19 protein-coding genes are annotated in these 21,264 nt (G+C 58.9%); 10 read left to right on the top strand and 9 right to left on the bottom strand.

Annotated elements, in window-relative coordinates:
- Positions 1-36: 36 nt before the first annotated feature.
- Entirely contained in the window at positions 37-2,355 is a 2,319-nt protein-coding gene (locus CO657_RS16125) for a membrane-bound PQQ-dependent dehydrogenase, glucose/quinate/shikimate family (protein ID WP_003590431.1), read from the bottom strand.
- Positions 2,356-2,607: 252 nt separating this feature from the next.
- Between CO657_RS16125 and CO657_RS16120 the strand changes: the two genes are divergently transcribed.
- On the top strand, positions 2,608-3,717 hold the full coding sequence (locus CO657_RS16120; protein ID WP_054182974.1) for an acyltransferase family protein: 1,110 nt from the start codon (positions 2,608-2,610) through the stop codon (positions 3,715-3,717).
- Between the two features lie 374 nt (positions 3,718-4,091).
- Positions 4,092-4,391, top strand: coding sequence for a hypothetical protein (locus CO657_RS16115; RefSeq protein WP_003590434.1), 300 nt, complete (start codon positions 4,092-4,094; stop codon positions 4,389-4,391).
- A 32-nt stretch (positions 4,392-4,423) separates the two neighbouring features.
- Here CO657_RS16115 and CO657_RS16110 read toward each other — a convergent pair whose 3' ends face one another.
- A complete protein-coding gene (locus tag CO657_RS16110) occupies positions 4,424-5,074 on the bottom strand; it encodes a sugar transferase (RefSeq protein ID WP_012558789.1) in 651 nt (216 codons plus the stop codon).
- Between the two features lie 454 nt (positions 5,075-5,528).
- Between CO657_RS16110 and CO657_RS16105 the strand changes: the two genes are divergently transcribed.
- Positions 5,529-6,278 carry a Crp/Fnr family transcriptional regulator gene (locus CO657_RS16105; RefSeq protein WP_012558788.1) on the top strand — a complete coding sequence of 250 codons (750 nt, stop codon included), beginning with the start codon at positions 5,529-5,531 and terminating at the stop codon, positions 6,276-6,278.
- Between the two features lie 206 nt (positions 6,279-6,484).
- On the opposite strand, the gene CO657_RS16100 is transcribed toward CO657_RS16105, so the two are convergent.
- Together CO657_RS16100 and CO657_RS16095 are read right to left on the bottom strand one after the other, a co-directional pair.
- Positions 6,485-7,507, bottom strand: a complete 1,023-nt coding sequence (locus tag CO657_RS16100) for a glycosyltransferase family 2 protein (RefSeq protein WP_054182955.1) — start codon at positions 7,505-7,507, stop codon at positions 6,485-6,487.
- 129 nt (positions 7,508-7,636) lie between these two features.
- Positions 7,637-8,548 (bottom strand): glycosyltransferase family 8 protein, encoded by a 912-nt coding sequence (locus tag CO657_RS16095; protein ID WP_003590442.1) that lies wholly within the window; start codon positions 8,546-8,548, stop codon positions 7,637-7,639.
- Positions 8,549-8,617: 69 nt separating this feature from the next.
- Here CO657_RS16095 and CO657_RS36760 point away from each other — a divergent pair, with 69 nt between their 5' ends.
- Both CO657_RS36760 and CO657_RS16085 read left to right on the top strand, forming a co-directional pair.
- Positions 8,618-8,863 carry a hypothetical protein gene (locus tag CO657_RS36760; RefSeq protein ID WP_156339781.1) on the top strand — a complete coding sequence of 82 codons (246 nt, stop codon included), beginning with the start codon at positions 8,618-8,620 and terminating at the stop codon, positions 8,861-8,863.
- Positions 8,857-9,153 (top strand): hypothetical protein, encoded by a 297-nt coding sequence (locus CO657_RS16085; protein ID WP_054182953.1) that lies wholly within the window; start codon positions 8,857-8,859, stop codon positions 9,151-9,153. Before CO657_RS36760 ends, CO657_RS16085 begins: the two co-directional genes overlap by 7 nt.
- 188 nt (positions 9,154-9,341) lie before the next feature.
- Here the strand turns inward: CO657_RS16085 and CO657_RS16080 are convergent, their stop codons facing one another.
- The 4 genes from CO657_RS16080 to CO657_RS16065 all read right to left on the bottom strand — a co-directional run bounded on the left by CO657_RS16080 (position 9,342) and on the right by CO657_RS16065 (position 14,954).
- On the bottom strand, positions 9,342-10,811 hold the full coding sequence (locus CO657_RS16080; RefSeq protein ID WP_054182952.1) for a hypothetical protein: 1,470 nt from the start codon (positions 10,809-10,811) through the stop codon (positions 9,342-9,344).
- A 126-nt stretch (positions 10,812-10,937) separates the two neighbouring features.
- Entirely contained in the window at positions 10,938-12,317 is a 1,380-nt protein-coding gene (locus CO657_RS16075; protein ID WP_054182951.1) for a polysaccharide biosynthesis/export family protein, read from the bottom strand.
- A 4-nt stretch (positions 12,318-12,321) separates the two neighbouring features.
- The gene (locus tag CO657_RS16070) at positions 12,322-13,284 is read right to left on the bottom strand and encodes a glycosyltransferase family 2 protein (protein WP_054182950.1); all 963 of its coding nucleotides are present in this window, start codon (positions 13,282-13,284) and stop codon (positions 12,322-12,324) included.
- Positions 13,281-14,954, bottom strand: a complete 1,674-nt coding sequence (locus tag CO657_RS16065) for a GumC family protein (protein WP_245292963.1) — start codon at positions 14,952-14,954, stop codon at positions 13,281-13,283. The genes CO657_RS16070 and CO657_RS16065 overlap by 4 nt, the downstream gene beginning before the upstream one ends.
- On the opposite strand from CO657_RS16065, the gene CO657_RS37310 reads away from it, so the two are divergent.
- Positions 14,911-15,057 carry a hypothetical protein gene (locus CO657_RS37310; RefSeq protein ID WP_245292964.1) on the top strand — a complete coding sequence of 49 codons (147 nt, stop codon included), beginning with the start codon at positions 14,911-14,913 and terminating at the stop codon, positions 15,055-15,057. The two genes, CO657_RS16065 and CO657_RS37310, sit on opposite strands and share 44 nt — an antisense overlap.
- Before the next feature lie 106 nt (positions 15,058-15,163).
- On the opposite strand, the gene CO657_RS16060 is transcribed toward CO657_RS37310, so the two are convergent.
- Entirely contained in the window at positions 15,164-15,865 is a 702-nt protein-coding gene (locus CO657_RS16060; RefSeq protein WP_054182948.1) for a sugar transferase, read from the bottom strand.
- Between the two features lie 471 nt (positions 15,866-16,336).
- Here CO657_RS16060 and CO657_RS16055 point away from each other — a divergent pair, with 471 nt between their 5' ends.
- From CO657_RS16055 to CO657_RS16040, 4 genes are all read left to right on the top strand, one after another.
- Entirely contained in the window at positions 16,337-17,074 is a 738-nt protein-coding gene (locus tag CO657_RS16055; RefSeq protein ID WP_054182947.1) for a Crp/Fnr family transcriptional regulator, read from the top strand.
- Positions 17,074-18,420 (top strand): glycosyltransferase family 4 protein, encoded by a 1,347-nt coding sequence (locus tag CO657_RS16050; protein WP_054182946.1) that lies wholly within the window; start codon positions 17,074-17,076, stop codon positions 18,418-18,420. The genes CO657_RS16055 and CO657_RS16050 overlap by 1 nt, the downstream gene beginning before the upstream one ends.
- Entirely contained in the window at positions 18,417-19,661 is a 1,245-nt protein-coding gene (locus CO657_RS16045; RefSeq protein WP_054182945.1) for a glycosyltransferase family 4 protein, read from the top strand. Before CO657_RS16050 ends, CO657_RS16045 begins: the two co-directional genes overlap by 4 nt.
- Positions 19,662-19,737: 76 nt before the next feature.
- Positions 19,738-21,219, top strand: coding sequence for a lipopolysaccharide biosynthesis protein (locus CO657_RS16040; protein ID WP_054182944.1), 1,482 nt, complete (start codon positions 19,738-19,740; stop codon positions 21,217-21,219).
- Positions 21,220-21,264: the final 45 nt, after the last annotated feature.

The following is a 21,264-nucleotide window of genomic DNA, read 5'->3' as shown; positions in this document are numbered from 1 at the left end:
TCGGACCAAAATAGCACAGTGTGACCGGCAGCGGCGCTAATCTTCGTCTTTCAGAGAAAAGGCGAACACGTAGTCGCTGTTGTCCCTGGAATATGGCGCTCCGCCAACCGAGATCACCACATATTGCTTGCCGGTTTTCGGCGAGACGTAGGTCATCGGCGTGGCGCTCGAGCCGACGGGCAGGGGATATTTCCAGAGCTCATCGCCGTTCTCTGCGTCGTAAGCGCGGATGTAATAGTCCTGGAAACCGGCGAAGAAGACGACGCCTCCGGCGGTGGCAGACGTACCGGCATAACTCGGCAGGCCCATCGGCATCGGCAGATTGGTTTTGATCTTAAACGGCCCGAGCTGTTCGGCGGTCCCGGCCGGGACCTGCCATGCGATCTTGCGCGTGTTCAGATCCACTGCGGTGACGGTTCCGAAGGGCGGCTGCGTGCAGGGAACGCGGAGCCTCGAGGTCCACATTTCGGTGGCCATGCCGTAGGGCGTGCCGCGCTGCGGGGCGGAGGGGCCGTGCGCAGTCGTGGTGAGGGCAAAATCGACATACTCCCCGCGTGGAATGAGTGCGAAGAGGCTGGGCACGCGGATATCGTTCAGGAAGACCCGATTGTTGGGCAGGTCGACCGACACGCTCCCCCAATTGAGACCGCCAAGATTTCCCGGCTGCTGGATCGCATATTGCGGGCCGATCGGGGTGAAATCGCCGTCGTAGCGCATCTTTCGAAAGGCGATGCGGCATGCCAGCTGATCGAACATCGTCAGTCCCCAGGCCGTCTGCTCCGTCACCCGTTCCGCACCGATCGTCGGCATGCCGACGGAATAGGGCTGCGTCGGAGACAATTTCTCCCCCGGCGCGCCGCCTTCCTGCGGCACCGGCCTCTCCTGAACCTCGGCAAGCGGTGCACCGGTCTGACGGTTGAGCAGGAAAAGCTGCCCGCGTTTGGTGGTCTGCAGGAGAGCCGGCACGGTGGCGCCATTGCCATCGGGCAGGTCGAGCAGAACCGGCTGGGCCGGCAGGTCATAGTCCCAGATATCGTGATGCACGGTCTGGAACTTCCATCTCTCCCGTCCCGTCGTGACATCGAGCGCTACCAAGGTGGCATTGTATTGATCGGCGAAGGCCGGGCGATTGACGCCGTAATAATCCGGGGTGGTATTGCCGAGCGGTGCATAGATGAGGCCGAGCTTGTCGTCGAATGCCGCCGTCGTCCACATGTTGGGTGTGGCCCTTGTATAGGTCTGGCCCTCAGGCGGGAGTTTGGTGATCTCGGGATTGCCGAGATCCCATGCCCATTCGAGCTCGCCGGTAACGACATTGAAGGCGCGGATGACGCCCGAGGGTTCTCCTACCTCCTGATTGTCGATGACCCAGCCTCCGATGACAATCAGATTGCGGGCAATCAGCGGTGCCGATGTCTGGAAATAGTAACCTGACTTGACTTCACCCATGCCCTGGGAGAGCTGCACGGTGCCATTGTCCCCGAAGCCCTTGCAGGGCGCGCCGGTCTTGCTGTCGATCTCCAGCAGGCGGGCATCGATCGTCGTCTGCACCAGACGCTCATTGCAAAGGCCGTCGGCCGATTGGGCCTCCGATGGCATCCTGTAGTAACCGAGGCCGCGGCAGCGTTGCCAGTACGGCGCCGCTGCCTTGGGATCGAAGGTCCAGCGTGGCTTGCCCGTATCTGCGTCAAGTGCTGCGATCACGTCCGTCGGCGTGCAGGTGTAGATCGTGTCGCCGATCTGCAGCGGCGTGTTTTGATCGGCGCCATCGCTTTTCCCGGTGCGGTATGTCCAGGCAAGATCGAGCTTGGCAACATTGCCGCGGTTGATCTGATCGAATGGGGAGTAGCGATCTCCGGCCGTGCTGCGGCCATAGGATGTCCAGTCGGAGGGTGAGTTGTCGCCCTTGGCGGTCTTGTAGGCGGGGATATCGGCGGAAGGGCGGATCAGCCCATGCGGCGTGAAAGCAAGACTGAAACCCGCCGCGAACAAGATGGCCGCAAGCAGGGTGCCGCCATAGAAGAGTTTCCGGTTGGCGGTTGGCGACAGCGACGGCGCAAAGAGAAGTGAAAAGCCTGCCAGCGCGATGGGGGACATCAAACGCGCAAAGAGCGCCCAAAAATTGAAACCCGACTCCCATAGTGCCCAGGGAAGGGTGAGAACGGCGACAAGCAGGACAATGAGCGCACCTGACATCTGCCGGCGCCACAGCAGAAGCGCGGCAGCCAGATAGGCAAGCCCGGCGATCGCGTAATAGGGCGAGCCGCCGAGGCTGAGCAGCAAGGCGCCGCCTCCTATCAGGCCCAATCCGATAAAGGCGAGAACAATAAAAAACAGGCTGGCCAGAAATTTCATGGTTTCCTCATTTGAATTCGCCGCCCGATCGCCTGGTCCAACTCCAACCGTCGCAGGCGCCGCGGAAAGCGCAGGGCGATTGGGTTGTGGTCAGTTGCCTCGTCTTCGGGAGAGGGGCGCTCTCTCGTTCAATTTTTCCTAATGTCGCTCTGGTCACTGACACGCGGTCCCGACCCGGCAATCATGCCGCCGCTGCTCTGCGGCGACAGCTTGCCAATCCAAATCGAGTCAATACTTCTGAAAGGGCCACAGATGTTTCTCGGCGAAAAGCTTGATCTAGCGAAAGGGCGACCGACAGGATTCGATTATATGCGATTACTGTTAGCCTTTTCAGTACTTTGGATACATACGGCCCGCGTCACATACGGCGATGACCTGTTTCTCTGGGAGTCACCTTTCCGTCCTGTCATCAAATCAGTGCTGCCGATGTTCTTCGTCTTGAGCGGATTCCTGGTGGCTGGCAGTCTTGAACGGTCGAAGACATTGATCTCCTTTCTCGGCAACCGATTTATCCGGATCTACCCTGCGCTTGCGGTGGAGGTATTGCTGGCGGCCTTTATACTCGGAGCGATCTATACAGAGTATGACCTCAGTGACTATTTCACAGATCCTCAGTTCTTTACTTATCTGCTGAATGTCACCGGCCACATCCACTTCAATCTCCCCGGCGTATTCCTGGATAATCCCGACGCCGCAATGGTCAACGGGCAGCTCTGGACGGTGCCCTTCGAGCTTGAGTGCTATGCCGCGATCGCCGCCCTGTTTCTGCTCGGCGTGGTCAGGCGGCGGGTGATCGCCCTGATCGCAACGCCGGCTTTGATCATCAGCTTTGGCATCGCAAGGTATTGGAAACATGAGAGCGATTGGGCAACCATGCCCACGACCACGTCGGGCAATCTGCTGATCTGCGCGTTTCTGGTGGGGGTGACCTTCTATCTCTACAAGGACAAGATTCTCTGGGATGTGAGGATTTTCCTTGCTTCGGCGGCAATCATATTATGGGCCTACTGGTTCACTTCCTTCGGGGATTTCATTGCCATTCCGGCAATCGGATATGTCACGGTCTTCCTCGGCCTGACCTCGCCCCGCAAGCTTGGCATTCTCAGTGGGGCCGACTATTCCTATGGCGTCTTCCTCTACGGCTATCCCATTCAACAGGCGTTCGTAGCGCTCGGACCTTGGGCGCATAACTGGTGGTTGAATGGCATTGTCTGCAGCATCGTTGCGACTTGCTTTGCCGCCTTCTCGTGGAGATTCATCGAAAAGCCGGCGTTAAAATTGAGGAAACAAGTTACTTGGCTTGAAAACTTCAGCCTCCAACGCGGCGCAAGACGGCAATTGGCCGCCGCAGTCTCGAAATAGCCTTATCGATGCCGGACATCAGCAGGGCTCGCCATTCACCGGCGAGCCCTGTTTCGTTGAACCGTGGTCGATTGTCGGGGGAGGACCATCACCTGTCGTGGTAAGGAGGAGACTTGCTGCACAGTTGCTGATGACGTGCATTCATCTTGCTGCATGCCGCAAGCATCTCTCGATTCCGGACGATAGAACGGCCCTGTCGGATGAATAGTCGAATATTCTGCACTTGGTTCGGTCGGCTTACTGAGCGGGCCTTAGGAATATTTTAACAATAATAGATAAAATACTTTAATCGAACTTCGTTTCGACTTTGAGCTTTTGCCATGTCATCGAGGCAGCCGGCGGCTTAAAGGAGGTGTGAAGAGAGGAGCGGATTAATGCTGAAGAGCGCGCTTGTCGTGGTTGCCATCTCCATCGCTGCTGGAGCGACCATTCGCGCCTGGGCCTTTGCAACCTTTGCATTTCTGCTGGTCGTTGCCTTGGGTGCTGTGATCCTGCTGAAAGGCTCCTCCTTTTCGGATGCGATCGCCTACTGCCTCCAAGCGCTTGTATTGATGGAAGTGAGCTATCTGGCGGGTCTATTCGCCTACTCGTTGTGGGAGCATATGCAAAAGCGCCGGAAAAGGAACTCTGTTGCCGAGCGCGCTCCTATGACCGGCAAACGCCCCCACGGATAATGCTACGAGGTATGAGGGAAAACCGAACGACCCTACAGGTCCGTTTTGGGCAGTAAAGCGTGCCTGGAAAGCAGGGCCGCCATAGTCTTTGCCATGATCATGAAATCCAACGTGAGTGTCCAATTGCGCAGATACTCGACGTCGAGGAAAACTCTATTCTGATAACTGACCTGTTCGCTGATCTGCCAATGACCGGTCAGGCCGGGACGGACTGCGACGTAGGCATAGGCGTGTTCGCCGTAACGGGGCAGTTCTTCCTTGGCAATGGCGCGAGGCCCGACGAGGCTCATCTGCCCAAGCAGCACGTTGATCAGTTGCGGAAGCTTGTCGAGGCTCGATCGCGTCAGGATGTCGCCGACGATCGTCGCATGCAGGCTGGCCGCTGCGTCGGATCGTGTCGTCCGAAACTTGAGGCAACCGAACTCTTTTCCCTTATAGCCGATAAGCCGATGGGAATTGAAAACGGCGCCCCGATCGCTGAGCATTATAATGACTGCTACCGACAGAAGGAGCGGCGACAGAAGAAATAAAAGAGATGCCGCAATGACAAGGTCTAACGCGCGCTTCAGAATTCTGCTGATTGTATGGGATTTTGACGAATTGAAGGGACGCCCTTCCTTTCGCACCCCGGTGCTACGCCGCCAGGGGTCAGCTGGGTTGATGCCCTGATTTTTTCCCGCCATCCGCGTCTCCGTTGGGCGAATCCCAGAAATACCACCCGAAGCTTGTTTCATTATAGGTTTAATGTCTGTGACCGAGGTCATAATGGTGAATAAATTCTTTATTTCCCAAAGATCTTCTTTCGAAATTTTAAGATACTGTTTGCGTTTGGGGATGCATAAACAAAATGTTATTAATATTAATGAGAAGGAGACGATATTGTTCTTCTATTTTGTGGATCTAAGCTTCATTTTGGAGATTGTCATAAAACGTATAAAAATCCAGCCATGGCTTATGATCGCTCGATAAGTTAAAATTGAATATGGATTTTGTTATATATTAATGTGAATATCATTCACTATTTGTGTATAAATCCAGATGATGACTTTATATTATTATCATTTGACTTTATAATTTAATGAATTACGAATGTCGCCGAATAGTAATAGCTAAATTAGTCTGCGTGGAGTTGCGTCTATGGACGGAGCGATTAACATCAGAGATAACAAGACTGGCGCAGGCGCGGCGCGAGTAGGTGAAGCGGTTACTTCAGGGCCTGCAGATGTCATATACGGCGGCCGTGGTGATCTGGATCACGAGTTCCCGTTTTGCCGTTCGAGTGTTCGAAAGTTTCGCCGGGGTGAGGTGATCGCCGGCGCCGGGGACGCCATCGACATGTTCGCCCGCGTCCAGCGCGGAATGGTGAGCGCAAGTACGCCGCTTGCCGATGGACGGGAGTTCATCGTGGAGATGATTCCAAAAGGCGGCTTGATCGGCGAATTGGAGGTGTTGCGCAAGCAATCCCTCAGCCTGGAATATCGCGCCTTATCGGACTGCGAACTGCATTACTTCGATGGTCGTTTGCTGCGGGACTTGTGTGCGAACGATCCGCAATTTCAGGTGAAGATCCTGTCGAAGGCGCTGGCGCGTGTTTCCGAACTCGAACTGCGGATCATTTCCAACGCCGGATCGAACCTGAGGCAGAGATTGGCCCGGACGCTGCTGCGCCTTTCTGCCGTGTACAAAGTGGATGCGCAACATAGCGGCGATGAGCTGATCATCTCCCAACATGACCTGGCGGCAACGCTGCCGGCGTCGCGCGAAAAGGTCAATCAATGCCTGCGGCGTTTGCGCGAAAGCAAAGTGGTCGACGGCACGCAGGGCAAAATCCGCATTCTCAATCGGAAGGCGCTGGAAGCCTACGCCGATGGTGTGGCCATCGCTTGAGGGTGCCTCGACGAAAGAATGCGGCCGCGAAAGCCTCGACAAAACCCGCCTCGGCGGGGCTTGTGTTTGACGGCGGCTGAAGCGGCTTCCCGATAATATGGGTTAAAGCATGTCGCGTAAAAGTGTGCAGCGGTTTTACGATAACGACATGCGTAAAAGCAAAGACCTAAAGCGCAAGGAGCGAATCCGAAAGATCGCGACGCGCTTTAGACTTCGCTTTCGGAGGCATTCTTCCAGTATTTCCAGCCTTCACCCTGAATGAGCCCGTGATCGGAGAGATCCTTCCAGCTGCGGTAGGTGCCCGTATCGTCGTAGACGAAATCATCCTTGTCCCTGCTCGAGGAGTATACCGCATATTCCTCCGTGTGCTGGGACCGGTGCGCCGCATCGGCAACCTTGTGAGCGAAGGTCGACAGGAACTTGAAATGCAGAAGGGCGCCAGAGACGCCGAGGGCTCCGCGCATATCGCCCAAATTCAGGGAGAGCGGCCAGACCTGGTGCGATGATTTGAGAAAAAGACGTTCACCTTCGATATAGACGAGGGGGATCTTGTTGAGCGCGGGACCGTCCCAGAGCCGGTCGTGAAAATACACCCGGCCACGAACACCTCCCTTGATCCAGATCGTCCAGTTGCGTTCGTCGAAATGCGCGACATAGCCGGACCGGTCGAAGAGATTGCAGACCTCAAGCGGATTGCGGCCGGGTTCGCATATGTTTTCGAGAACGGGATGCGGGCTGTACATGTCGATCATCACCGAGCGCAGCGAATGGCCGCCGGTGGAATCGATATAGGCGGTCAGTTGATCGATCGGCCGTGTGTCGCAATGCGGATAGACCAGGAACTCGTCGGCGTCGACATAGAGAACCCATTTCTCCTGGCAATGCCGGTTGATGACTTCGTTGATCCAGTCGTTTCCAAATCTCGCCGCCTTGTAGGATCCGTGGGCAGAAAGAAGGGAGACATCGTCGAAGCCGGCCAGCAATTCGACCGTGCCATCTGTCGAGCCGTTGTCGATGCAGATGAAGTGCTCGAAGCCGAGATCGCGATAATACTGGAGGAAAAATGCCAGCCGGTGGCCCTCGTCGCGGATGACGCAGATGACAACGTGACGCGCCTGCTTGAGCCCGTTGCGCAGTAGGTCGTAGCGAACCTGCCGAGCCTTGAGTGAGCGGCGCAGGCGGGCTTTTGCGTAATGCGAGATACTGGCGGCGGAAGCCCTATAACTCATATTCTGTCCTGACCATTATCCATCCTGCAATTAAGAGATGAATAGTTGCGCATCCGCCTGCAATCCAAGCGTCGACCGCGATGCCGATATCAGTCACGCGGCTATTCACCCCAGGCTGACGACAATGCATTACACGGCGTAATCGCCAACCAGCAGGCTCTGGACCCGCGGATTGGGTCCGTTCGCCTCGATTGCGTGTTTGATGCGTGCCCGCATCGACCGGTATTTATACAGGGCCTTACGATCGAAGCTTATTCCGCGATACAGCGAGTTATAAATCGGATGCGCTTTGCGCAGGTCGACATAGACTTGGCTTTCCCGATCGGTCCAGGGAAAGAAGGTGCCATGCCACGGCTTCGGATGCGCCATATAATGGACGATCGACAGGGCGGACATGTTGACCAGATGAAGGAACTGTTTGGGAAAGTTCCAGCGGTTCGATACGAGGATGAGCGATGAACCGCAGACATAATTCAACGCGCCCTGATCGTGCTTGCCCTCGCAGGCCTCTGGATTTCTAGCAAAAAGCTCAAGCGCCTCCTGTCCGATCCAGCCGTTGCGGTGGAATTTCAAGACCCCCGCGTTGAAATAGTGGCTGTTCTTTCCGGTGTCGAGAAAGTCATGGATCGCCGTGTAATCGCGCGCCGCGAAAAACCTGCCCTCGGGCACAACCGCATTTTCGAGCCCGCCGAGATCGCTGACGATCTGCGTGTCCCCATCGAGGTAGATGATCTGGGTATAGTTGGCAGGCAGGATCTCGCAAAGGACCAGCTTGGCCATGGTGCTGACGCTGATACGTCCCTGGAAATGCGATCCATCGAGCTTGCCGAGCGAATCCTGCAGCGCTTCGGTCGCATCGATCAAGTCGACCCCGCTCGTTGCCAGCAGGGATCTCAGTTCGTAGAAATTATCGAGATGCTCCGACATGAGGACACAGACATCGGTCGCGGGGCTTGCGAATTTGCGAGCCTGCAGCGCCGAGAGAATAGTCGGAAATGAATATTCGACATCTGTAACGTAGACGACGCACTGATTGTTCATGTCTTCACCTTTCCGATCGTCCTTAACAGCGCAAAATCGCTGTCGCCTTCCAAGTCGAGGGAACAGTTGTTGATTGAGCCGAAGGGCCTGTCGTATGAAAGCCCGGTCCGGTATATATTGCCGAGATGCAGTCTCGGTCGTTGGCTGATCGGCGTCCGGCTGCCGGCGATTTTCGTGTGTTTCATTGTTGAGATATTCACCATGAAGAATGCCCTGCCTGCGATGACGCTGCGTTTCGATATCTTCTCCCCTGCCACGACGATGGGGGCCGGGGCGCATGTCGGGCTGCAGCGAGAAGAGGTATTTGAATGCTGATCACCGCGCTGATTGCCGCCGTGATTTCGATAGCTGCCGGTGCTTGCATCCGCGCCTGGGCTTTCGCAATCTTCGCAATGCTTGTGGCAATCGGCTTCGGCGGCGTAGCCTTCGTGGGCGGGTCCTCCACCGTACCGGCGATCGGATCCGGTATCGCGATCCTCGTGCTGATGGAGATCGGCTATCTCACGGGCGTCTTCCTGTCGGGTATCCTGCGGCGCAATGCCAGACTGCGGCAGAGCAATTCCCCAGACAGTGTCTCTGCCGCCAGCGAGCGTCAGCAGAGCTGACATTGAGACGGAAGCTGAAGCCGATCCTTCCCTGGATCGCGGTCTGGGATCGTTTGCGACCAGCGGCCTGATTTCACCGGCAATCCCTGGAGGATGCGGCGCGGCCGAGCGGCCGCGAACCCGTGTTCGCCCGTGTCCGGCTGCGCCAGGTTGCCATTTAGCGCCATCTCGAAAGTCCCGAGCGGGCGTCATGGCGCTGAATACATCGGCGCTCTCAAAGGAGATGCCGATGCCTCCAGCGGACGCCGGTTCGCAGGCGATGAGGCCGCCCGATGCTGCGGCACATAGGCTCCGGCCAAGCAGCCCGCGGCCAGCCCCGCCGAAGTGCTGAACAGCAAACCGAGATCCGTGCCGCTTCCCGATATCGCTGCGGAGCCGATCTGTGCGATGGATGCCATCACGGCGGCGGTTCCGATCGCATGGGTTTCCCGGTCGCCGGATTTGTACCGACCGGCTGCCCTCACCAGGCTGTACACGAAGACGGCGAACAGGGCGGTGCCGGTCAATCCGACATTGGACAGCAATGCGGCGATGAAACTGGAAGCTCGAACCGTGCCCAATCCGGCGCCGAAAGTGGCGGTATCGACGAATGCGATCAATGCCAGGGTGTTCCAGGCGGTGCGCTCTTCGCCGGACTGCGATTGCAGCTTGTCCGATACGGTGGTGGTCAGGAGACCGGCGATGGAATTCCACGCATCGGGGACAAGGCTGAGCGCGGTGATGGCGCAAGGGATGAAGAACAGCGTGATCGCAAGGAAAGTCATGTGCGGGGTCGTGGCGGAACCGCCGATCAGTCGTTTCAGGCAGAACAACACGAACATGCAGACAAGGAAGACGCCCGCGACATAGGCGGTTGTCGAGGTGCAGAGCACGATGGTCGGGCCGATAAGAAGCGTTGCCAACCCAGCCATCCGGCTTTGGACGCGCTCCAGCCACAGCATGAGCGTGAAGGCGAAATAAGCCAATGCGACTGCGCCATAAGCGCTTGCTTCGGGAAAGGGGCCGACGATGCGCTTGAAACCGTGGATGGCCTCGGCCGTGTGCATCGTATAATTCGCATTTCTGATGATATCGAGCAGCTGGGCCTGGCCGATCTGGAACGTTGCGAGATCGATCAGCGCGAAGGCAAAACACGCTATCGACGCGACGATCAGCTGCTGCGCGATGAAACGTCCATATCCCAGCCGGGCAAGTCCGGCGACGACGGCGAAGCAGGCGAGGTCGCCGAGAAGATAAACGGACTGGCTGATATTGGATGAACCCGGAGCCAGTGGAGCCGCTACCGTCGACATCATCCCCGAGGGGTCTCTGGCGGAGGAATAAACGAGGGTCGCGCCGGCAAAAATACGGGGCAGGAAGAAGGACGACACCACGGAGAACAGGATGTAGCAGGCAAACCAGAAGCCGGGGCCGGGATAGGCAATGCTGGCGAGCGTCGCCTGCATCTGAACCGGGCGCAGCAGGACCGTCATGACCAGAAAGAGCACCAGAAGATGGCTCGGCTGGATGCTGCTGCCGCCAAGCGCCGGCAACTGCAGAGCCGCTGCGGCACCGAGCAACGTCGAAAGGCAAAGGGCGGTGATGGCAAAACGCGCGCCGTTCAGCATGCTGAGCACGCCAAGCAGCAGAACCACGAAACCGATCGGCTCTATCGACATGCTTCAGATCCCGAGCAGAAGGGTGAGCGGCCGAGGCCTGGCATTTGCCGGAAAGTGGCATCCAGCTTTCGGCGGGATGTGCGAGGCGAAAGCCCGCCGGCTGTCGTCGATGATCACAATCGCCTCCTAATTCGATCCGGTCTGGGATATCCAGCCGGGAGCGGAGCGATTGTCTCCGGCCACATCGGATGACGGGACCGCCGAACTCTGTTTCTGCGGTGCTGTCTGTGGCGACGAGGATGGCGCCTGAGGGGCCGTGGCCAGGCCGACCTCGACGAGGTCATGCGGCAGCAATGCGGTTTGCTCGTCCGCCACGATGTCGCGGGAGGTTCCGTCGTCGTTGCGACGCACGATCCTGTAGTTCTTTTTTGCCCGGCCGAGCCCCGGCGCGTCCGTGTTGATCTGGGCGAGCTGAGCGTCGTAGCCGGCCTGTTCGCCGAGGAGCTGGGCTACCTGGATATCGATCGCCGCCCTGCCGATCGCGAGATTGACCTGGTTCAGCAGGTCCTGGTTTTCGCTGTTCTGCCTGTTGACGATGTTGATCTTGGAACGGTCCGCTTCGCTGAGGCCCTGGCGAGCCGTGGTCAGGGCGACTTCGAGATCGATCAAGGTGCCTTGCGCATCCGCCACCCAGCGATCGACGGAGACTTGGCGGGAATTGCTGACGAGGCCTTTGCTCACCAGGCTGTTGACATTGTCCAGTTCCTTCTGGGCAAGGTCGATCTGCCGTTTTTGCGAACTGATCTTCGCCGTAAGCGATTCGACCTGTTGGCCATAGAGGCGAGTCAGGTCATTCGCCGCTTCGATCCGGCTGTCGATATCGACGCGCCGCAACCGCATCAGGTTCAATTCCTGTGCCTTCAACTTGTCGACGTCGGGCGTTCCCACCAGTTCGTCGGGGATCTCGAAACTCTGCTGGCCGGCGATCTCGGCGCGCAGCCGCGCCTGCCGCATCAGGAGATCGCGCCGGTTGATAACGGCCGTCCGGTAGGCGCCGGCAGCCTGGATCCGGTCGCGCTCGAAATAGGTGTTGTCCTCGCGTTCCCGGAGGAAGCCGCCGGCGATGCTGACGGCCTTCATCACCGTCATGTTGGGTTCAAACGGATAGCGGCCGGGGGTCTGCACGGTTCCGGTCACGAAAATCGGCGCATGCTCGGCAATCTCCAGGGCGATATACGGCTTGCCTGGAAGTGCGGATTTTTCCGCCAGCGCGCTGGCAACGGCATCGGCAAGCTGCTCGGTCGTCTTTCCATTCGCCTGCAGGTGGCCAGCGATCGGGATCGACAGGTTGCCGGCATCGTCGATGGTATAGACGCCATCGAGGGCCTCCCAGCTGGCATAGCGGGAATCCGACGACCGCCATTCGACGACCCGCAGTCTGACCTTGTCTTCCGGCACGAGAGTGAATGTTTGCGCGTGGGCGACGCTCCAGCCGGTCAGGCAGGTGAATGCCAGCAAGGCGAGTGCCGCGGAAACGAGGCGATCGAACAAGGATGTAGGCTGCATTGGTCTATCTCCGCTTCGTTGCGATCGACGGTGAAGGCATTTCGCGCGGCGACTGAGTGCCGAATTCGAGAATGCGGGACGGAGAGGCGCGACCGACAAGAAGATCGGATAGCGCCAGCAGATTGCCGTTCAAACGTCCCCACCGGTCGATCAGCCGGTCCTTCAACAGGGCGCCCGACATATTGGCCAGGATGTTGCGGCCAATCTGCGCGATTGCGCGGCCTTTCGACATCGTACCCTTGCGGATCAGGTAGACAGGATTGGCGACCTGCGAATAGCCAAGCCTTCGGCCGGGCTGGCGTCCGGATCTGACCCCGAGATGCACGCCGCGGGCGCCTTCGACATAGACGGACCGGCCGTGGCGGGCGATTGATCTGCTGAAATCGACATCTTCGAGCCAGCCGTAAAGCGGCAACTGTTCGTCGAAGGCCAGGGCGTGCTCGACAACGGGCGCAAGGCGAACCGCCATGTTGCATCCATAGGCGTTGTAGACATCCGCCACATGCTCGGCGCCTTCGCCTGCCGTATGGAGAACCTCCAAGGCCTTCGCCATGCTGAGGCCCCCGTCGAGGACGCCGTCGGCCAGCACCTCGCCGGTGGCGATTGCCACGTCCGGCTTTGCTGCAAAGACGGCCGCCATGCGCGACAGGAAAGTCGCGGCGGGAATGAAGTCGTCATCGAGGAAGATCAGAACGTCCGTATCAGCCGCAGCGGCCTGGATGATCCTGTTGCGCTGGGCGGTCAGGCCGCGGCTGCCGACGATGACGTCCACATCGCGGCGGTCGGCAAGCCCGGCCGCGTCCTCGACGACGGGCACGCAGACGATGAGCCGTTCCGCCTGATCCGGCAGGCCGGTGAGATAATCGATCGTCTCCCGCAATATCGAAGGGCGGCCCGCCGAGGCGATCCCTAAGGCAATTCGCAATGGACGGCCCTGTCTTGCTGTTCCGGCCGAAGGTGAGATCATGACTCTATTCTCTTCGGTGCATGGTTGATGACCGCGCCGAGGATCTCGCCGCCGACATTGCGCATGGTCTCGATGACGCGCACGGTATCGTCGATCGAGGTGCGCCCATGCGAGGTGACGACGAGGACGCCATCCAGCTCCGGCGCGATCGCATTGGCGTCGGGGGAAGTCGAGAAGGCGGAAATATCGACGAATATGGCGTCGAATTCCCTTTTCAGGTCGGCGAAGCTCAACTGCGTGCGGCGGGAGCTTAGCCGAACGGCCGGCGTCACGGCTTCCACCTTGCCGAGCGGAAGGAATTTCAGGGTCGGGGTGAGGGGCAACGCCGCCGTCCGGATCAGTTCGCCATTGTCGAGCACATCGACGAGACCCGTGGAACTATCAGGCGCGATCGATTTGCTGAGCGAGGAATTCTGCGCTGCCGCATCAATGAGCAGTGTGTGCGCCCCTGAAATCGATGACAGCACTGCCAGTTCGCATGCAATGGTCGATGTCCCGCTGCCGGGATCGACGGCGACGATTCCGATGACGACTCGGCGTTTGCGCCGAAGACCGACGACGGTTGCGCTCAATTCCGCCATGCCGGGAATAACAGGATAGGTGGCCGTATCGATGCTGCCCGCGTCGGTGGCGAAGACGCCGGCCGGATGCCCATTGCGGTTCTGCTTCGATTTTGCCAGCAAGGTGACGATGGACACTCCCCCGGCATCCGCGATCTGCTGAGGACGAACGATCCGGCGGTCGCCGGCGTGCCTTACCATGGCGAGCGCCAGGCCGACGCCGAGGCCGACCGCCCCGGCAAAGGCGATGATGAGCGTGCTGCGCGGCCTCGCCTTCGAAAGAGGCAGCGTGGCCCGCGAGACGATCGTGGCGTCGGATACGGGGTAGGTTATGCGCTGCTTGGCCTCGGTAAGCTGGGTCAGCGTGCTTTCATAAAGGGTGCGGCGGGCATCGGTCGCGCTCTGCAGCTCCGCAAGCTTGAACTGATCGCGCGGGTTGCTGTTGAATGTGTTCAAGGCGCTGGAGGCATCGGCGAGCCCGCGCTGCTGCTCCCTCACGAATTTTTCCAGCCAGTCGCTATATTGCCGGGAGGAATCGGCCTTCATTGCGATATTCTTCTGGATATATTGCCTGGCGAGCGTATCGGCGATGGCGACCGCCTTCTGAGGGGTCGACGCTGCGGCTGATATCTCGATGATCGTGGAATTCCCGATCCGGCGTAAGGCCATCATGTTCTGCAACGTGGCAATCGCCAGGTCGTGGAGCTGTTCCTGCTCCGTCCGCGGTCTGGATGGCGTATCACTCGCTCTCATGCCTGCCGCTTCCTGCCCCGTATCCACTTGAGCAGAAACTCCCAGAAGCCAGTCCTTCGACTTGTCCAGAAGCGAAGGTTTCCAATCGACAAAGTCGGGATCGCTATCAAGATCGAGCGCTCTTACTGTTCCGTCGACGACATCGCTTGATCTGGCAATCTCCAGCTGCCCTTCGATGAATGCGTCTTCCGCGAAGGCTCTTTGAGCTTCGGAGCTGTTCACCTGAGGGAAGATCACAAGTTGCGTGCTGGCAACATAAGTCGGCGCGGCGGTGAGAAGGTAGCTGCCGGCGATGACAAGGAAGGCAAAGGTCGTGGCCAAGATCCATAGCCAGCGCATTCTGAGAAAAAACAGCATGTCGCGCAGGGTCAGCGGCGAGTTCCCGCCAGCGGCTGCGGCGGCAGGCAGGGATATCGGGGAAACACCGCTGAAGATCGTGCTTGAGGTCATGTCGTCCTAATCCAAAATGGCGAGATTACGGAGTTACGAGATACTGGCAGCCTGGAGAGGACGAAGGGGTAGCGTATCTTCCGACGGACATGATCGGCAGCTTTCCCCTTTAATGCTCAGTACGAGCCACGCTGCGAAAACAGAGCTGGGATGGTCTTGGCGATGATGATCAAGTCCCGGCCGAGCGACCAGTTATTGAGGTAGTGAACGTCGAGGGAAACCCGGTGTTCATAACTGACATCGTTGCGCCCGCTGGTCTGCCAGTGACCGGTCAGTCCAGGACGGACGGCCATGTAGGCCCAGATGTGCTCGCCGTAGCGCGGCAATTCTTCAGCGGTGATCGGCCGCGGGCCGACCAGGCTCATTTCGCCGCGCAGGACATTGAACAACTGGGGGAGCTCGTCGAGGCTCGACCGTCGTAGAATGTCGCCGACGGTGGTGATCCTCGGATCATCCTTTAGCTTGCGCGTCGCTTCCCATTCGCTGCGCGCAGCCGCGCTGTTTTGCAGCAATTCGGCGAGCTGCGCGCTGGCATCGGTCCTCATCGTGCGAAACTTGAGGCATCCGAACGGCGCTCCGCTGAAGCCGATGCGCGTATGGGAATAGAAGACCGGGCCGCGGTCGGAGAATTTCACGATCATTGCGACGAGCAGCAGAAGCGGGGAAAGCAGGATCAGGGCGGTGATCGCCAACAGAAGGTCGAGCGCGCGCTTGACCGATCTGCCCGCTGCACGAGGCCGGGACGCATGGAGGTCGCCGTCTTTCGCAGGCCGTCCGACACGCGACCATGCCTCGAAACTATGTGCATCCCATGCCATTGGGGGTCTCCAAAACTTTCCGATTAAGAACCGTTCAAAGTTTGCTGCGCCGCACTCTTGTTGTCTGTTACCAAAGTCATAATCCTTAATAAATACTTTATGCTACGAAATCGCAGAAGAGAGATCCGATCGTGGCGTCCGGCAAATTATTGTCATTCTAAATCAGGATATAAACTACCAAATCGTGGTTAAGGCGCGCAGATACATCTATATTTATGATATCGTCATTAGGATTAATGATATTTTTTAATCGGCAAGACTTTTTAATAAGCGCAAATTTCCATCAGATGGGCTTTATTTGATCTTATCGAGGTTATTAACGCGACAAATGATGTATTTTTTTGCTTTCAACTAATTGTAATCTCATTATTTACGTTGACTCTCGGCGATGTTATTTGACTTGGATATTAAGGTAATATAAATGATGCAGTGCAGCATTCTTATCGCTATTCGAGTATTGGAGTTATGCGCATGGACGGGGTGACGCACGCATCAGACCGCAGGGCCGGCATCGGCAAACCGACGATATCGGCGAGCGGCGGCATTCATCTCGGCAGCCGCATCGTGCTTGACGATGAATTTCTTTCCTGCCGGTCGAGCGTCCGGCGATTCCGGCGCGGCGAGGTCATTGCCGGGGCCGGCGTCCTGATCGATATGTTCGCGCGCGTGCATTCCGGGGTGGTCAGCGCAAGCACGATGCTGCCCGACGGCAGGGAATTCATTGTCGAGATCATTCCGAAATCAGGCCTGATCGGCGAGCTCGAGGTTCTGCGCAGGCAGACGCTGAGTCTCGAATACCGAGCCGGCTCCAACTGCGAGCTGCATTTCTTCGAAGGTCGCCTGTTGCGCGACATGTACGCCAGCGATGCCTCCTTCCGCGAAAAGGTCTTTTCCAGGGCGCTGGCGCGTATTTCGGAGCTTGAACTCCGGATCATTTCGAATGCGGCGTCGAGCCTGCAGTCGAGACTGGCCAGCACACTGCTGCGGCTTTCGGCTGTTTATGGAAAAGACGCTGTAAACAGCGGGGACGAACTGATCATCTCCCAAAATGACCTGGCCGCGACGCTGCCGGCGTCGCGCGAGAAGGTCAATCAATGCCTTCGGCGCCTGCGGGAAGGCAAGATCATCGACGGGGGGCAGGGCAAGATCCGCATTCTCAACCGCAAGGCGCTAGAAGCCTGTGCCAACGGCGCGGTTTTGGTGAAGTAATGCGCCCGTCGCTTTCCGAGGGCCTCCGATCCACTGCAAGCATTGGCCGCTTTCCCGGCCCCCGCACGGCAAAGATCGATCGCGTGGTCGTCATTGACGACTATTCGGTGGCCAGAGGCGGCGCGACAGGCCTGGCGGTATTGTCTGCCAAGCTTTTTCGCGGGCTCGACATCCCCGTGACCTATATTAGCGGGGATGACGCGGCCAATGCGGAGCTTGCCGCACTCGGCGTCTCGATGGTCGGGCTGAACAGCCGCGACCTGCTCAGCGCCGAGCGTGCGAAGGCATTCGTCACCGGCATTCACAATGGCGCCGCCGTCCGCATGGTGGCGAACTGGATTGCCGAAAACGATACCGCCAACACCGTCTACCATGTGCATGGCTGGCATCAGATCCTGTCTCCCGCGATTTTCAAGGCGCTGGCGCCGGTCGCCGGACGATGTGTGGTTCACGCGCATGATTTCTTCACGGCCTGCCCCAACGGCGCCTTCTTCGACTATCAGGCGCAGGAAATCTGCCTGCGACGCCCGCTTGGCGGAGGCTGCATTGCGACGGCCTGCGACAAGAGAAGTTATTCGCACAAATTGTGGCGGGTCGCCCGCGGCTCGAATATCCTCCGGCTCCTGAAGGGGCAGGCCGAATTCGGCCGGATCATCCTGCTGCATGAGAAGATGGCGAGCTTTCTCGTCGGCGCCGGCTATCGGCCCGAACGGCTGACGACGATCCGCAATCCCGTCGCTCCACTCTCCATCAGCCGCATCGAAGCGGAAGCCAATGACGAGTTCGTGTTCATCGGACGGCTGGACGAGGAAAAAGGCATTGACGACGCCGTCGCCGCTACGCGCCGAGCCGGTGTCAGGCTCTGCGTGATCGGCGACGGGCCGCTGATGCCGCGGGTCGCAGCGTCGGGAGATCACGTCAGGGCGGTCGGCTGGCAGTCGCATGCGGAGATCGGCCCGATCATCCGCAAGGCGCGTGCGCTGTTGATGCCCTCGCGCTATCCCGAACCGTTCGGTCTCGTCGCTATCGAAGCGGCGAGGAGCGGTCTGCCGGTCATCATGTCGCGCAGCGCCTTTCTCGCCGAAGAAATGGAAAGAGCCGGCATGGCGCTTGCCTGCGATACGGCCGATGAAAGCGCCTTTGCCGAGACTTTGACGCGATTCAGTCAAATGCCCGCGCAAGAGGTCCGCGCCATGAGCGAGCGGGCCTTCCGGCTGTCGCCGGATCTTGCCTCGACACACGAGGAATGGCGCGATGCGCTTCTTGCCGAATACCAAAGCCTGATTTCGACGAATGCAGTTTCCGAGCCGGCAGACGGTGTGGCGATACAAGGAGTATTCAGTTGACCCTTAAAGCAGCGACCTCTCTCCCCGACGCGAGGGCATTTCTGACCGATGCGCCCGTCATGGCGAAAAGACGCGTCACCGAGGCCGGAACCTCAAAAGAGAGCGGGCAACCTCGTGTTGCCATCGTGCATTACTGGCTCGTTTCGATGCGCGGCGGCGAGAAAGTTCTGGAAGAGCTGTGCCGGATGTTTCCGCAGGCCGACATCTTCACCCTCGTCTGCAATCGGGATCGCATCAGCGATTTTCTGAAAACGCGCAACATCCGCACGTCCTTCCTGCAGAAGATCCCCGGCGCGCAGCGGCACTACACCAAGATGCTGCCACTGATGCCCTTTGCGCTCGAGCAGTTCGATCTGCAGGATTACGACCTGGTTCTGTCGAGCGAATCCGGCCCCGCCAAAGGCATCATCACACGCGCCGACGCTCTGCATGTCTGCTACTGCCATTCGCCGATGCGCTATATCTGGGATCAGTTCCATGTCTATCGCCATGGCCTGCCCTGGGTGGGACGTGCCCTGATGTCGATTACTGCGCCCATGCTGCGCGCCTGGGACGTGACGACGTCCTCACGCGTCGATGTGTTCGTCGCCAACTCCGAATATGTCGCAAGCCGCATCCGCCGGTTCTACGACCGGGACTCCGTCGTCATCCATCCGCCGGTTGCGACCGAGGATTTTGCCGTGGGCAAGGGGAAAGGTGAATTCTACCTCTATGCGGGACAACTGACCACCTACAAGCGGCCGGATATCGCCGTGCGCGCCTGCACCGAGGCCGGCCGGAAACTGGTGGTGATCGGCGAGGGTGAACAGCTCCCTTACCTGAAGTCGATCGCCGGGCCGACCGTTAAGTTTCTCGGCCATCAGCCCTTCAACGTGCTGCGCGACCACCTGTCGCGATGCCGGGCCCTGTTGTTTCCGGGCACGGAGGATTTCGGCATCCTGCCGGTGGAAGCGATGGCATCAGGACGGCCGGTTTTGGCCTTCGATGCGGGCGGCGCGCGGGAAACCGTATCCGCGCCGCAGGTCGGCTTTCGCTTCGCTGAGCAGACGACGGAAGCCCTTTTGGAAACGATGGCAGCCTTCGAAGAGGTCGAGGACGATATCGATCCGCATGCAATCCGCGCGCATTCGCTGAAATTCTCCTCAGCCGTATTCCGCGATCGTCTGTCCGGTCTCATTGAGCAACAACTGTCCAGCCACGCAGACGGATCTGCCGGCGTCTTCAGAAGACGGCCGGGCTGAGGGGAAAAGCACGGAGCAGCCCGCCTTGCAGCCCCGACCGCCGTCTCAACCCCCGACCAGAATAGATAAACAGATCATGTCAAGCGTATCTCAGAGGACGGCGACGGCGAGCATCTGGACGATCAGTGGAAAATTCCTCGCGCGGATGCTCGATTTCGTCAGCCTCCTTGTCCTGGCGAGGCTGCTGAGCCCTGCGGATTTCGGCCTGGTTGCGATCGCCACGTCGGTCCTGGTCATCGTCGAGGCAATCCTGGACCTGCCGTTGACGCAGGCGCTGATGCGTCAATCGTCGCCTTCGGACGACATGTTCGCCACGGCCTTCACCCTCAGCCTGCTGAGAGGGCTGGCCATCAGCCTGCTGATGATGATCATCTCCTGGCCAATGGCGCTGGTCTACGAAGATTCCCGGCTTTTCGCCCTTGTCGCCGTTCTCTCGATCGCGCCCGCCATGCGCAGCGTGGTCAGTCCGCGCATGGTTCTTTTCATGCAGCGGTTCGATTTCAAACGCGAGTTCGCGCTCGATCTCATCGCCAAGGGATCGACATTGCTGTTCGGGGTGGGGGTAGCTGTAGCAACAGGCAGCTATTGGGGGCTGGCGATCGGAGCGGTCGCCGGCCCGACCGCGGCAATGATCACCTCCTATGTTCTTGCGCCCATGCGACCGACATTCAGCCTTTCCGAATGGAAGCATTTTCAGGACATGATCAGCTGGAATACCGTGTCGCAGGTGCTGAGTTCGATCAACTGGCAGCTGGACCGGCTGCTTCTGCCGCGTTTTACCGGCCTGTCGACGTTCGGCGCCTTCAGCGTCGCCGACAATATCGCCGGTATTCCGTATCAAACCTTTGTCGGACCGTTGCTACGCCCGCTGATGGCGGCCTTCTCCACGGTCGAAGACCGCCGCAACCTGATCGCCGCCTATCTGAAGGCGACCAATGCGATCACCTTCGTCGCAGCACCCATTCTCATTGCGCTTGCCCTTCTCGCCGAACCGACGGTGCGCATCCTCGTCGGCGAGAAATGGGCATCGGCTGCGCCGATCCTGCAGTGGCTGTGCCTTGTCAGCCTGCTTGGTCTTCCCACGAACATGATGCCGCCATTGGCTATGGTCATGAACAATACCCGTTATGTCGCTCTCCGGATGTTTGTCGAGTTCGCCGTCAGGGTCCCGGTCACCATTCTGGGCATCGCCTATTTTCAGGTGGCGGGGGCACTCGGTGCGCGGATCGTGGCAGTCCTCGTCGCCTATGGCGCATCGCTCGTCATCACACGGCGGCTGATCGGCGCGAGTTTTGCCGCGCAATTGAATTCCTTTTTCCGGCCGCTGGCCGCGAGCCTGCCGATGATCGCCTTCCTGCTCTGGGTGGGGCCGATGCTCGTCGCCATGCCAGTCGGCGTCACTCTTGTCGTCTGTGTGGCGCTTTGCGGCGGGGTGGCCGCGGGCATTTTCTGGGCCGGCGCCTTGCTGCTGTGGCAGATGGTCGGAAGGCCCGACGGTATCGAGACCATCGTCGTTCAGAGGCTCATGCCGCGACGGAACGAGGTTCTCACCTCATGATCGGGACAAATGCCCCCGACGATTTTGTTCAAGCGTTTTCAAGGG

The sequence above is a fragment of the Rhizobium acidisoli genome (assembly GCF_002531755.2).
Lineage (GTDB): Bacteria > Pseudomonadota > Alphaproteobacteria > Rhizobiales > Rhizobiaceae > Rhizobium > Rhizobium acidisoli.
This window is presented reverse-complemented; position numbering and strand designations above follow the sequence as displayed.

Bases quoted from the DNA above. Each gene is read 5' to 3' on its own strand.
- CO657_RS16105 (WP_012558788.1), top strand. From the start codon at position 5,529: ATGGACGGAGCGATTAACATCAGAGATAACAAGACTGGCGCAGGCGCG.
- CO657_RS16085 (WP_054182953.1), top strand. From the start codon at position 8,857: ATGCTGATCACCGCGCTGATTGCCGCCGTGATTTCGATAGCTGCCGGT.
- CO657_RS16115 (WP_003590434.1), top strand. From the start codon at position 4,092: ATGCTGAAGAGCGCGCTTGTCGTGGTTGCCATCTCCATCGCTGCTGGA.
- CO657_RS16095 (WP_003590442.1), bottom strand. From the start codon at position 8,548: ATGAACAATCAGTGCGTCGTCTACGTTACAGATGTCGAATATTCATTT.
- CO657_RS16065 (WP_245292963.1), bottom strand. From the start codon at position 14,954: ATGCTGTTTTTTCTCAGAATGCGCTGGCTATGGATCTTGGCCACGACC.
- CO657_RS16110 (WP_012558789.1), bottom strand. From the start codon at position 5,074: ATGGCGGGAAAAAATCAGGGCATCAACCCAGCTGACCCCTGGCGGCGT.
- CO657_RS16060 (WP_054182948.1), bottom strand. From the start codon at position 15,865: ATGGCATGGGATGCACATAGTTTCGAGGCATGGTCGCGTGTCGGACGG.
- CO657_RS16100 (WP_054182955.1), bottom strand. From the start codon at position 7,507: ATGAGTTATAGGGCTTCCGCCGCCAGTATCTCGCATTACGCAAAAGCC.
- CO657_RS16120 (WP_054182974.1), top strand. From the start codon at position 2,608: ATGTTTCTCGGCGAAAAGCTTGATCTAGCGAAAGGGCGACCGACAGGA.
- CO657_RS16040 (WP_054182944.1), top strand. From the start codon at position 19,738: ATGTCAAGCGTATCTCAGAGGACGGCGACGGCGAGCATCTGGACGATC.
- CO657_RS16070 (WP_054182950.1), bottom strand. From the start codon at position 13,284: ATGATCTCACCTTCGGCCGGAACAGCAAGACAGGGCCGTCCATTGCGA.
- CO657_RS16125 (WP_003590431.1), bottom strand. From the start codon at position 2,355: ATGAAATTTCTGGCCAGCCTGTTTTTTATTGTTCTCGCCTTTATCGGA.
- CO657_RS16080 (WP_054182952.1), bottom strand. From the start codon at position 10,811: ATGTCGATAGAGCCGATCGGTTTCGTGGTTCTGCTGCTTGGCGTGCTC.
- CO657_RS16075 (WP_054182951.1), bottom strand. From the start codon at position 12,317: ATGCAGCCTACATCCTTGTTCGATCGCCTCGTTTCCGCGGCACTCGCC.
- CO657_RS16050 (WP_054182946.1), top strand. From the start codon at position 17,074: ATGCGCCCGTCGCTTTCCGAGGGCCTCCGATCCACTGCAAGCATTGGC.
- CO657_RS16055 (WP_054182947.1), top strand. From the start codon at position 16,337: ATGGACGGGGTGACGCACGCATCAGACCGCAGGGCCGGCATCGGCAAA.